Raw genomic sequence first — 13,474 nt, 5'->3', positions numbered from 1 at the left:
TTTTTTTTTTACTCCAAATAATAAATTCCTGCATTCGTACAATATTCTTTCCTTAATAAGTATTTAATACCTATCGGAAAGAAATGGTTCTGACAAATGACCTAATCTATTTTCGAAATCCAACTCAACTTTTGTATATCCATCATGCCTGACTATTTAAACATAAGCGGGATATGGCATCATTATCACCTAAGACTACTGTCCTTGGTCGAAGGCTTGCAGCTCATCTTTTGAGGCGCACGACCTATAACCTGACGAAAACAAGAATCGATCAATTTGCGCTGTTGACTCCAACGCAAGCTATCTCTATTTTACTTACTAAGAATCCTCCCACGCTATCTGAGCCCTTAGAAGCTGCTACGGGGCTGCCCTGGCTCAATAACGACCGGGAGCCGGAAACGGATGATTTCAAACTAAAAGGATATTTACGGGCCTGGTGGATAGATGAAGCTTTAAAAGATACCGGCATCGAACACAAATTGATTTTCTTTTTTCATTCTAATCTTGTAACGAATGTACAGGAGACTGACTCCTATCGCTATTGGGATCATATGTCCTTGTTCAGATATTATGTACTGAGTGATTATAAAAAACTTTGCAGCAAAATGGCGACAGATATAGTCATGTTATATTATCTCAATAATGCTGAAAACTATAAAGACAATCCGAATGAGAATTTTGCCCGCGAAAATTTTGAATTGTTCACCGTCGGCAAAGGCCCTCAAATAGGCCCGGGCAATTATACTTTTTATACAGAACAAGATATCCAGGAAGCTGCCCGGCTACTGACCGGATTTGGATGGGCAGAAAGATCTGAAGAGAAAGATCCTGAAACCAGTATCTCCCGCGGAGGTGCTAATATGTATAACCACGACTCCGGAGAAAAGATCTTTACCAGCGCATTTCAATCTCGACATATCCCAGGTAGTGATTCTTCAGAAGGCATGTGGGTTGAGCTCCAATCGTTTTATGACATGATATTCGATCAGGACGAAACTGCAAAAAATATCACAAGAAAATTATACCGATACCTGGTAGGCAAAAACATTACGCCGGAAATAGAAAACGATATCATTGGTCCTTTGGCTACCACATTAAAATCCAATGATTATCAGGTCATTCCATGGCTCAGTCAATTACTTTTAAGTCAACACTTCTACGATGAAGATGATTCGGACAGCAAAGATGAAATCATTGGATCCATCGTCAAATCGCCTCTGGAGTTGGTACTTCAGGCTATGTCCTTTCTTAAAATTGCGGTACCGGATGTACAGGTCGATGCGGTAAAACATTATGACCAGTTCTATTGTGATGGCATCATGCACAATATGCTGGAGCCTGGTGGTCTGGACATCTTTGCTCCCGTCAACGTTGCTGGTTATGCTGCTTATTATCAGGCTCCGGGTTATAGTCGCTCGTGGTTCAATGGAGGTACGATCTATGCACGATATAAATTAGGTACTATGCTTTTGAACGGAGAGACTCTATATGGTGGTGATCTTGGGTCCAAAGTAGACATAGTCACCTTTGTTCAAAATAATATTCCAGGCACAGATGTAGCAGCCAATGTGGTCCATTTTTTTATAGATTATCTATTTCCGGAAGCCATACCTGATGACCGGTTTGATTATTTTCTCAATACGGTCTTTCTCAATAAACTTAGTGCGATCAACTGGAGGATCGAATGGCAGAAGTTCATCAATTCCGGGGTGGATACCGAGGTGATCATTCCTTTGACCAACCTGGTGACCGCTGTACTTTCCTCACCGGAGTATCAATTAGGCTGAGTTTGTTTGTGGCTCAAAATCTTATGAATCATTCGATCAAAATAGACTTACCATGAAAAGAAGAAGTTTTATAAAAATGGGGAGCATGCCATTATTGATGAACGGGCTCAATCTTAGAACTTTCGCCAGTTCGTCCATACTACAGATGTTTGCTTGTGAAGGTGTAGCCGATCGTGCTCTGGTCATCATTCAAATGTCTGGTGGTAATGATGGAGTCAACACCACAGTTCCTCTTGACCAATATGACCTTTATGCCAACCTTAGGCCAAAATTAAAACTGCCCTCAAACAAATTGCTCAAACTGCAAACCGGCTTAGCAACCAATCAACAAATAGGTTTACATCCGGCTATGACCGGGATGAAAGACCTCTATGACCAGGGCATGCTCAATGTTGTACAAGGAGTCTCCTATAATCAACCTAACCTTTCACATTTTAAATCGACAGATCTATGGTTGACCGGGGGGGACAGTACCCCAGCATTATTCAACCTGACTTCCGGCTGGATGGGTCGGTATTTAGAGAGTACTTTTCCGGGAAAAATTGGCAACCCTACGAATGAATTGCCTGACCCTCTGGGAATCCAGATAGGTGACGATCGTCCTTCGGTTGGATATCTCACTCCTTTGGATGTAAGTGCAGCAGTCAATCTTGGATGGAATGATCCTGCCGGATATTACAATCAAGTGTTAGAAATTGGCGGCATTCCACCTTCCAGCTTTCCTCCTGGTGATTATGGTACAGAGTTGGAATATTTGGTTCGGGTTCAAAATAATGTAAGCGCTTATGCCAACAGGATCTCTTCAGTATTTAATGCCGGTCAAAACATCGTCAACTATCCGGACAACGGACTTGCTTATCAACTCAAGACCGTGGCACGGATGATAAGCGGAGGGAGCAAAACCAAAATATTTTTAGTCAATACCTATGGATACGATACACACAATGCCCAGGTTGAGGAAAGTGATACCACTATCGGGGACCATGCCGAATTATTGGGAGAATTATCCGCCTCTATAAAAGCCTTCGTGGATGATTTAAAAGCTTTGCAGAAAGACCAACAAGTGCTGACTGTTACTTTTTCGGAGTTCGGTCGCAAACCTGCTGAAAATGCCAATATGGGTACAGATCACGGTACCATCGCCCCTATGTTTGTCATCGGAAGTCCGGTACAGGGCGGGGTCACCGGCAAAAATGTGAACTTCAGTGCTATCGAAGACGAGTTATTTACTGAAGTGCAGATCGATTACCGTCAGGTTTTTACGACTGTTCTGCAGGACTGGTTAGGTGCAAGCGAAGCTATACTTACGAATACTTTATTTAATAACTTCATCAGCCAAAAGCTACCCTTAATAAATAGTATTTCGAAAGTAGATCCCTCTTGCTTTGGAGCAGCCCCACTCCCTATCAAATTGGTTCAATTCGAGGCCCAGGTTGTCAATGAAAAATGGGTTGAACTGGATTGGATTGTTGCCATCGAAACTGCCAATTCAAGGTATGAAGTCCAGCGATCAAAAGACGGAAAAGAGTTTAGTTCTATTTTATTTCAAAAAAGTATGGATGATGACACTACCGGGAATAAAATGTATACAGATTATGACAAAAATCCAAGAAGTGGAAAATCCTATTATAGATTGAAAATGGTTGATAATGAAGGTGTTATATCTTATTCTGAGATTAAAAAAATCAATATTATCTCCAAAGAAGAAAAATCTTTTAAAATTTATCCTAACCCCGCAATATTTGATGTTAATGTCGTGTTAAATAGTAAATTCAATCGAAACTCACAGGTATATCTGATAGATCAAGCAGGCAGAGTAGTGATAAATAAAAACTGGATTCTTAATGAAGGATTCAACAAGTTAAACCTTGATATAAGTTCGCTACCCGGAGGAAATTATTTTATCCGATTTGTAGACGAAGACAATATAAAAGTTGTGGCGCCGATGACGATCATTCGGCCATGATAAAGATGCATTTTGGTACATAAGTTGGTTCAAGCAAGGTGGTCACCTCACAGAGCGTGGCCACTTTGTTATTTAAGCAAGGTCACGCGGCGTGGCCACTTTGTTATTTAAGCAAAGTCACGCGGCGTGGCCACTTTGTTATTTAAGCAAAGTCACAGAGCGTGGCCACTTTGTTATTTAAGAACGCTCAATTTGAAATTAAAAATGCTCCCTCAACCAATCTGCTAATAATCGCGGCCAGGTCTCCGCTGCTTTATTACCAGGATACATGCCATAGCCATGTCCACCTTTCGGGGGCATATGGAGCTCCACATTTGATTTTGCTTGTTGCAGCGCTTTGGCCAGGGCCAGAGCACTTAGTGCGCTCCCATCATCCATGGTTTGAAAAATAAAGGTATCGACTGTCTTTTCATTGGCGGTCAAGCCGGGGCTAAGACTTGAGCCAGGGCCGCCGCTGAGGTATCCTGGATAGATGATCACCATACAATCGGGTTTGCCAGATTCGCGGTCCGCAAGATCTTGCCTTTCGTACCGAGGCAAGGTATCCGACATAGCAGCTCTTACCACCAGATGTGCTCCAGCAGAAAAGCCCATAGCCCCAATTTTGCGATCATCGATGCCATAATCAGCAGCATGGTACCGAATATATTTTAATGCACGGGTGAGGTCTTGCACTGCCCCATCACGCTTATATGGCACCCGATATTGCAACACAAAGACTGTGTATCCCTGACCTATAAGCCAATCGGCAATAGCATAACCTTCCTTTTGAACTGCCAACCGGACATAACCTCCGCCTGGACATATTATCATTGTTTTTCCGTTTTTCTGCGCTGCTTTTGGTAAGAAAACTGCCAAGAATGGATCGGTGATTTCGATCACGCGGTTAGTACCATCGGGCAGGAGTGTCAACAAGGGTTTGGCTTTTGGTTTTGATTCCCCCGGTACTTCATGAGGCCAGATATAGATGGTATCCGATTGGGCATAAGCTGTTTGTATAGCATAGCCTAAAACAAAAATTAAAGTCAGCTTGAATGGAGTCATTTGATTTTTATTGAAATTCAATATTGGTTTCGAATCTAAAATTAAATTCATCATTGGTCAATTGATTGCTGTCAAGTGGTCATACATGTCCCTGATGGATCTTTGGATAGAGACTTTATTTTCACCATAAACAGGATGCACGGAGAGGTTAATTTCTTGAACAAGGGTTTGCTTGGATTTTCCGGATTTTATCCCCTGCTTTACCTGATCCAGCATGTCTGCCAAATACGCCTTCTGCTGACGAAGGTTTTCAGTAGAGCCTGGTAATCCATGGCCTGGAATTAAAATATCTACATCCCAGGTAACGAGGGTATCGAGGACCCTTAACCATTGGTCATAGGATGCATGTCTATCGGCAACATTATTACCCCATGGAATGCCATACACACAAAGATCTCCTGTGGCGAGAATTTTCTCTTTGGGCAAATAAGCTACAGCATCCCCGGCGGTATGCGCAGGCCCCATCTTAATGAGCTCTACCCGATGATCCCCATCATCAAACACCATTCTTTGGTCAAAAGTCAGAGATGGAAATACTCTCTTTATGCCATCCATACTCCGTCCGCTATACGAAGTGCCCCGAGCCCATTCGATCTGTCCGAGCGTACGCATTTCCGTGGCAGTCTCAGTGGAAGAGACTATAATAGCTCCTGCATCTGCAAAAACACTATTTCCAAAAGTGTGGTCATGGTGATAATGAGTATTAAATACAAAACGAACAGGTTTATCAGTTGTTTTCCTGATCTCAAGTAGAATTTCTTCTGCACCCCACGGATAATTGGCATCCACTACCAGGACATACTCCTTAAATATTACCCACAAACAATTCGCAGATTTTTGATTGATTCCATCTCCGAAATAATAATACACGCCTGGTGCCAGTTGTCTAACTGGCATAGGTTGAGCAGTTAGCGAAAAAAATCCAAAGTGGGCAAATATGATGAAGCACCACTGGAGTTTTAGGTATCTAGATGCGGAATATAAATTCATAACCCAAAAGTATTCCTTAATACCAAAATTCAATTCCCTTTTTGAAACCTAAAACATCATATTAAAAGTAAAAATATACGATTAATTTATATAATCTTTAGTCTCCTATGACTAACTTCATGGCTAACTAGGTTATAGACATGAAAAAAATTTTACTGCTATTGGCCAGTCTACTCTGGATGGGATTTTGGTGGAGATGGTATACTTGCAAAATTTGCACTACCTGTGGATGCAATCAAACCACCAAAACGGTAGAACCTATCCTTGTGCCTGAAGAGGGGGTGATATTATTCAACCTTGATGATAGCATAACCTTATTGAGAGAAGGCTGGAGTCGATATCGCGACTCCATTATCAATCATCTGAATGCCCGCCAAGAGATCGATATCGAAGGCCATTACCTGGCTGAAGAACCCAACATCAGTTCCTTTCAGAATATGGGCCTGGCCAGAGCAAATGCCATCAAACAATTATTTCCTGATAGTCTGCAATCCCGAATCAACCTTAAATCTCTGCAGATAGAGCGACGGGCCAGTATGTCACAGTACCCATTTGTAGCTTCAGACATTCGGATCGTCAACCATAGCGAATCTGTCGAACAAGTAGGTGATAAGACGCTGATCTACTTCAAATACAATTCTGATCAACGTATTAATGATCCGGATATTGAGAAATACTTGTCTGAGCTCGCTGCACAACACAAAAACACCAATGCAAGCTTTAATATCACAGGTCATACCGACAATGCGGGTTCAGAAAAAGACAATCTTGCACTTGGAAAAATGAGAGCTGAAGCAATCAAAAAATATTTGATATCGAAAGGGATCGCAGCTGACAGAATACATACCGATAGTAAAGGAGAATCAATGCCTGTAGCTGACAATGATACTCCGGAAGGTCGGCAAAAAAATCGTAGGACAGAAATAGAAACCATTCAGAAACTTTAAAACTTATAGATACTGTGTTTTGGAGGACTTGTTTAGATCAGAGCCTTGAAATATTGACTGCATTGCTTGGAGCAGGGATATTGGGATACTTATGGAGTCGTTGGTTTGGCTCTAATCATAAAAACAGAAATGAAGAATATGAAAGTCAGATCCTCTCGCTGCGCAATCGAATCAATCAGCAAGATATAGACCTTAAGAAGTCCTCCGGCCAATACGATGTCTGGGCAGCTGAAAAATCAGGGTTTGAATCACAAATAAACGATCTGACTCATAAGCTGGAACAAAGCCATTCCATCTATGCGAGCTATGTGACTCCTGATGAACACCAATCCCTGCAAACCAGGTTTGATCGTGATCTGAGAGCAGCAAGCCTTAAATATGACCAACTTCTGGCTGAAAAAGAGAATTTGATGCATGCTGTGAAGTCCATGGAAGGTCAACTGTTGGAGGCTAAAGGCTTAGAAAATTCTTTGGCCGAAGCGAAAGCAAAAGTCACAGCTCTTGAGGCACAAATTGCCGACCATAGCCTAATGATATCTGCGACAGAGCTATCTGGCAGCCATTTGCAAGATCAACTAAACCATGCCTTAGCCGATGTTGCTCAAAAAGAATCTTCCATGTCGAATTTGAGAAATCAACTTAATAGTATCATTGAAGAAAAAGATGCTCAGCTGCAGGCTTTAAACCTACACCTGCACCAATTGGAGTCTAATGCATCACAAACGAACAATCAAGACGATACTTTAAAAGCAAAAGAAAATGAAATAATAGATCTTCATCAAAAATTAGAAGATACAACAGCTGCTTTGGTCAAATCGGAAAATCATTATAAAGACCTTTTGGCTTTAAAAGAAAACGAATGGAATCGCTCTATGCAATCCATGGAAGCAGAGGTCAATGCCAAACAAGCCGATTTAGAAAAGGTCCAGCATCAACTGGCGCAAACTTTAGATGCAAGTCAGTCGGGTCAATTAAAAATCAATGAGCTCCAATCCATCATACATCAACTCGAACAAAACCTTGGATCTCATCGGGCCGAATCAGAAGGTTTGAGAGCTAAAATGGCTGATCAGGAAAAAATCACAGCCAGTCTTCAAGACTCAGAAAGAAAACTAAAAGAATGGGAAGGTCGATGGAAAGAAGCATCCACTGAAGCAGAACAGTTTAAAGTTGCGCATGGTGAAATGGCAAGAGAAAGAGACCAATTGCGTCAACTACTGAGTGCAAGAGAATCTGATATCATCAATGCTAAAAATCAATTGGAAGCCTTGAGTGGATCACAGGAAAGTCAGTCAGCCGAATATGGTGCATTGGAACAAAAATATCATGATGTCCTTAATGATTTGCACTCCAGCAAGGAGCAAGTCAGCACCCTTCAAAATAGAGTAAATGAATTAAGTGGTTATATACAAACTCTGGAGGAAAACTCAAAAGAAGCGAATCATCAGCTTGAAGAAAAAGTCAGGGCTTTGAATGAAGTATCGTCCAGGTCCGGAGAAATCGAAAGCCAGCTCGCTGAAGCAAATGAAAAACTGGAGCAATCACAGTCTTCCAATCATTCCTTTGAAAATAAACTTACGGAAGTCACTCATCTGCTTAATGAAAAACAAAAGCAACTCAATGAATCTCACGATGAAGTGATGCGTCTTCGAGGCCTTCTGTCCGAATCTTCCAGTCATCTTGAAGCCCATCAACATGCGCTCGCCGAATGGGAAAAGCGATATCATGAAGAACAAAGCAGATTGCATCAAACCCAGGAAAAATATGCCATGCTTATCGATGATCATAAAGCAGCAGCCGATAGCCTGGCAGGACTGGAAGCATTAAAATCAGAGCTGCAAGCAAAAGTGATGCACCTTTCAGAGGATCTGCATTCTTCCAATGAGCAGATCATCAAATCAAACGCTGATCTAGTCCAGGCTGAATCAAAATCAAGTGCACTCAGCGCTGAGCTCCATGATGCAAAAATCAAACTTACTCAATGGCAACAAGCCAATAGTGACCTGGAAGACAAACTAAAAAAATCTGAATCTGAGTCCTCTAATGCTGAATCTGCAAAGGAAGATCTTCAAGCTAAACTAACAGACCTGCAGTTAAACCTCACCGCAGCAGTGCAAGCCAATTCCGTGATATCTGCAAACATCAAGAAAAACGAAGAGTTCCAAACAAAATATAATGCGGAAGTCAAAGCCTGGCAAAAACGATTGAGTGACCTGGAGAAAGAGATAGTCCAAAGAGAAAGCAAATTAACTACGAGATACAATGACGAAACGAAAAAGTTGAATTCACAAATGCAAAGCTTGCAAACCGAACTCACAAATGCCAAAAATGTTCAAAAAACGGTGGCTGTCACAACTCCTCCTGTAGAAAAGAAGCGAATTGTAGAGAAAGTACAGCAGCCTGCCAGGGAAATAAAAGTGGTTACCCAAACAAAAACATTAGATTTAAAATCAGGAGCTTCCATCCTGGGCAAAAAATTTAAGATAGATGATCACAAAGTAGTCGAGGGTATTGGCCCTAAAATAGAGGTGTTGTTGAGAAAAAACAAAATCACCAGTTGGATTCAACTCTCTAATACGCCTATCCGGGAACTGAAGGTGATACTCGACAAAGGCGGTAGCGCTTTTAGCCTTGCCGAACCCACTTCCTGGCCAGCTCAAGCCAAATTGGCTTCTTTGGGAGAATGGGCTGCCTTAAAAAAATTACAGGATAAGTTATATGCAGGGCGAGCGAAAAAAGCGGCAAAAAAAGTGGTGGTTTCCGCGAAAACTTCTTTGAAGGTTACTCCCGGCACTTCCCTGAAGAAAAAGCCAAAGCCTATTATAGCCAAACCACCTAAAGCAATTAAAACAAAGGCAACTATCGTCCCAAAGCCTAAAATTGTAAAACATCTTGATATGACCAAAGCACAAGCAGTCCTTGGTTTTACGATCAAGTTGAATGATTTAAAATTGGTAGAAGGGATCGGACCTAAGATAGAAGGGCTCTTGCATAAAGCTGGAATCAGAACCTGGTTACAGCTTTCCTCAACCAAAACCAAGACTATCCAGGAAATTTTGGATAAGGCTGGAAATAGATATTCACTGGCAGACCCTAAGACCTGGCCGATACAGTCAACTTTGTTGGCCAAAGGTCAATGGACAAGACTCAAAACCATGCAAGAGAAATTAAAAGGAGGGCGAAAAATTTAAACTTCAGTTTTAGCAAGCTTACGCGCAAAACAAAGATTTTCCCGAAACCTATCAATTCAATACCAGGAAGTATATTGAACTGTTAGTCTTTTAGGTAATACCTTAATGATCATTTGGTATAAAAGCGAAAAAGCCTATGACTTTTCATAGGCTTTCACGAAAAAAACGAATTTTACAATTAAAACCAAAACTTACACAATCCAAATATAAAACATATTATCATATTTTGATATACATAAATCACTTTAAATTAAAGTTTTTTAAAGATTTATATTATTATATTTATAATTATTTGATTAATAATATAATATGTATTTAATAATAATAATTTATGTAATATTATTATTTTATAACGTTTTACATATTATTTAATATCATAATGTGTATATATTTGTATAACAGTATTTATATACTTAGTTTTAGTTTAAAAATGGGAAAGCCGGTTTTTTGCCGGCTTTTTTTGTTTTTGCTACGTAATTAAAACAACTCTGTCTATCAGAGCTAACGAAATATTTATAATTTACTGGTTCAACCATATACATTCATGATGCCTAATGTTGGAGTGATTATTTATGCTATTGTAGCCATCACGGTCACGGCTATAGCAGGATATTTTTTTCTGAAGATTTTTAATAAACCAGTTGTCAATGCTGAGAGTACCCGACCTGGCTGGGGATCCAAAATGGGATTAGTCTTAGCCATGGCGGGCAATGCAGTGGGACTGGGCAATTTCCTTAGGTTTCCGGTACAAGCGATCAATAATGGCGGTGGAGCATTTATCGTCCCTTACCTGGTATGCTTTGTGTTGATAGGTATCCCATTGTTGTTTGTAGAGTGGTCAATGGGTCGGTTTGCCGGCACCCCCTACGCAGGCAGGCCGGAGGGTGATCACAATATTCCTTTCATCCTTCAGCGCATGTCTACACAGAGATGGATTAAATATGCAGGGGCGATTGGACTGTTTATCAATATTGCAGTAGCCGGGTATTATTGTTATATCGAATCGTGGACATTAGCTTATGTGTACCACTCTGTTGTAGGCACTTTTGGGGGACTTAGCCAGGATCAGGTTGGGCAATTTTTTGATAATTATACTAACCTTGACACCTCTACGACTGGCATTCCATATGAGTCGATTATATTTTTTATCTTCTGTCTTGGCATCAATGTATATTTTTTGTCCAAAGGTCTAAAGGGGGGAATCGAAAAAGTCGCCAAAATAGGCATGCCATTATTGATCCTATTCGGAATCATTCTGGCTATTGAATCACTCTCACTGACCCCTGGCAGCAAGGGTGCCATTAATTCAGGACTGGAGGGTTTGGCATTCTTGTGGACGCCTGATTTGTCGAGTATCTGGACACCCTCCGTGTGGATAGCAGCGGCTGGTCAAATCTTTTTTACCCTGGCTGTAGGGATGGCTACCATCCAATGCTACGCATCCTATATGAAACCGAATGAAGACGCCGCCTTGGGTGCCATGACTGCAGGCTGGATGAATGAATTTGTAGAAATAGTCGTAGGAAGTGCCATCATTATCCCCCTTACGGTGGGTTACCTGGGTATTGATCGCATGCAGGACATCGTGAAATCCATGGGTGGATATGGCCTTGGCTTCAAGACACTGCCCTATTTGTTCCAGCAATGGGGCACATGGATAGGATCCATATCTGGTGTCTTGTGGTTTGGATTATTGTTTATAGCCGGAATCACCTCCTCCCTGGCAATGGGTACCCCGGTGATTGGATTTTTGAAAGATGAGTTCGCTCTGCCATTTAAGTATGGCGCAATGATCTTTGGCTTTTTGGTATTGTTAATGGGGCTTCCGGCGATCATATATTACAATGAAGGCGTATTTACCGAAATAGACGATTGGGCTGGTACCTATGCCCTGGTGATCTTTGGCTTTATCGAATTGGTGATTTTTGCATGGATCTTTGGCATGACAAAGGGGTGGGAAGAGATCACCAGAGGTGCTGAGATTAAGGTACCTGGGTTTTTCAAATTCATTATCAAATTTGTCACTCCTGTATTTTTAGGGATAATCCTGGTATCCAACATCCCCAATATGGTCAAAAGAGTATGGTACCCATCCAGCGGTTATGCCACGTTTGCCCAGGTGTATTTACTTAGCCTTTTACTTTTTATTCTGGCCGGCATTTTTATAGCTTCCAGGCAAAGGAAAAAGGCCAATATTCAATAATGAAACCGGAGAGCCGCCCCGACAGCCTTCTTTTTGTCATTTAAAAAATTCATATAATAGATATTTAAATATATTTTTACGACCAATTTAAATGTCAAGACACGTACTCTACCTATTACTGGGCAGCAATATACAACGGCCGCTGAAGCAACTTGCTATCGCGCGTGATCTGCTGCAAAAGCATCTGGGTAAGATCATCAAAGTCTCCTCGATCTTTAAGACCGCTGCATGGGGCGCACACGATCAGCCTAATTTCTTCAACCAGGTCATCAAACTACAAAGCACCCGTAAAGCCATCACGATCTTGCGAATAGTCAAAAACATAGAAGTGTTGATGGGTAGGGCAAGCGGTCCACAGTGGGGACCCCGAATCATCGATATTGATCTATTGTTTTATGGTCAGACCAAAATAAAATCGAAAGAACTTATCCTGCCACACCCGCTCCTGGAATCAAGAAGATTTGCATTAGTTCCGCTGGTAGAGATTGCGCCCAACTTCAGGCATCCTATTACTCAAAAATCAATGTTGTATCTTTTGAATGTGTGTCCTGACTCATTACCTGTCAAAAAAGTAAAGCATGCCTGATACCATACCATATCAATATATATGTGTCGAAGGCAATATCGGAGCAGGCAAAACTACGTTTTGTGAAATGATCGCTGAGGAATTGGCTTGCAAGCTGGTATTAGAAGAATTTGCTGACAATCCCTTTCTCCCCTATTTTTATAAAGAACCCAAAAGGTTTGCTCTCCCAATGGAGCTTTTTTTGATGGCAGAGCGGTATAAGCAGCTCCAGAACCATGTGCTACACCGTGATTTATTCAATGACTATATCGTATCAGATTATTCATTTATCAAAACCCTGTTGTTTGCCAAAAATAATTTGCCAGAGGAAGAATACCGATTGTTTCATCAAATGTTTGAGGTGCTCAATGATCAAATACCCAAACCCGATATCCTGGTATATCTGCATCGGAGTGTGCCCAATTTAAAACAACAGATTTCATTGCGTGGCCGTCCTTATGAACAAACCATTGATGCCAGTTACTTACAAGGTCTGCAAAATATGTATTTCGAATATTTTAGAAACGAGATTAATTATCCGATTTTGCTGATAGATGTGGATCAAATCAACTTTGTAGAGGAGAGAAATTATTTTGAAGAGATAAAATTGTTGCTCCTGGACGAATTAAAGCCCGGCTTGCATAGAATAAGTCTGAGATAATCAGAGTGGTCCATAATATCGATAATGCTTTCACTTTCGGTTTTATTTTTAATGAAAGGACTATGTCCATTTAGTTTTTTTATGCCTGATATTTTTTATTACTGAGTTTCTGGCGAAAAC

General features: G+C 41.0%; 9 protein-coding genes. 7 read left to right on the top strand and 2 right to left on the bottom strand.

The features are described from left to right. The first annotated feature begins 173 nt into the window (after positions 1 to 173). Both IPJ09_03465 and IPJ09_03460 read left to right on the top strand, forming a co-directional pair. Positions 174 to 1,787: a DUF1800 family protein gene (locus IPJ09_03465; protein MBK7370492.1), complete on the top strand. Its 1,614-nt coding sequence runs from the start codon at positions 174 to 176 to the stop codon at positions 1,785 to 1,787. A 52-nt stretch (positions 1,788 to 1,839) separates the two neighbouring features. After that, complete coding sequence (locus IPJ09_03460) at positions 1,840 to 3,753, top strand: DUF1501 domain-containing protein (protein ID MBK7370491.1); 1,914 nt, start codon at positions 1,840 to 1,842, stop codon at positions 3,751 to 3,753. Positions 3,754 to 3,951: 198 nt separating this feature from the next. Here the strand turns inward: IPJ09_03460 and IPJ09_03455 are convergent, their stop codons facing one another. Both IPJ09_03455 and IPJ09_03450 read right to left on the bottom strand, forming a co-directional pair. Further along, entirely contained in the window at positions 3,952 to 4,797 is an 846-nt protein-coding gene (locus tag IPJ09_03455; GenBank protein ID MBK7370490.1) for an alpha/beta hydrolase, read from the bottom strand. A gap of 57 nt (positions 4,798 to 4,854) precedes the next feature. After that, complete coding sequence (locus IPJ09_03450) at positions 4,855 to 5,694, bottom strand: MBL fold metallo-hydrolase (GenBank protein ID MBK7370489.1); 840 nt, start codon at positions 5,692 to 5,694, stop codon at positions 4,855 to 4,857. A 233-nt stretch (positions 5,695 to 5,927) separates the two neighbouring features. Here IPJ09_03450 and IPJ09_03445 point away from each other — a divergent pair, with 233 nt between their 5' ends. The 5 genes from IPJ09_03445 (at position 5,928) to IPJ09_03425 (ending at position 13,354) form a co-directional block, all read left to right on the top strand. Beyond that, a complete protein-coding gene (locus IPJ09_03445; GenBank protein MBK7370488.1) occupies positions 5,928 to 6,734 on the top strand; it encodes an OmpA family protein in 807 nt (268 codons plus the stop codon). Positions 6,735 to 6,748: 14 nt separating this feature from the next. Then, positions 6,749 to 9,925 carry a hypothetical protein gene (locus IPJ09_03440; GenBank protein MBK7370487.1) on the top strand — a complete coding sequence of 1,059 codons (3,177 nt, stop codon included), beginning with the start codon at positions 6,749 to 6,751 and terminating at the stop codon, positions 9,923 to 9,925. A 547-nt stretch (positions 9,926 to 10,472) separates the two neighbouring features. Then, complete coding sequence (locus IPJ09_03435; protein MBK7370486.1) at positions 10,473 to 12,128, top strand: sodium:calcium symporter; 1,656 nt, start codon at positions 10,473 to 10,475, stop codon at positions 12,126 to 12,128. 91 nt (positions 12,129 to 12,219) lie between these two features. After that, positions 12,220 to 12,714, top strand: coding sequence for a 2-amino-4-hydroxy-6-hydroxymethyldihydropteridine diphosphokinase (folK, locus tag IPJ09_03430; protein ID MBK7370485.1), 495 nt, complete (start codon positions 12,220 to 12,222; stop codon positions 12,712 to 12,714). Next, a complete protein-coding gene (locus IPJ09_03425; protein ID MBK7370484.1) occupies positions 12,707 to 13,354 on the top strand; it encodes a deoxynucleoside kinase in 648 nt (215 codons plus the stop codon). The genes folK and IPJ09_03425 overlap by 8 nt, the downstream gene beginning before the upstream one ends. The last annotated feature ends 120 nt before the right edge of the window (positions 13,355 to 13,474 follow it).

Source organism: Saprospiraceae bacterium (genome assembly GCA_016709995.1).
Taxonomy (GTDB): Bacteria; Bacteroidota; Bacteroidia; order Chitinophagales; family Saprospiraceae; genus JADJLQ01.
Note: the sequence above shows the minus strand (reverse complement) of the source record. Positions and strands in the feature narration are given on the sequence as shown.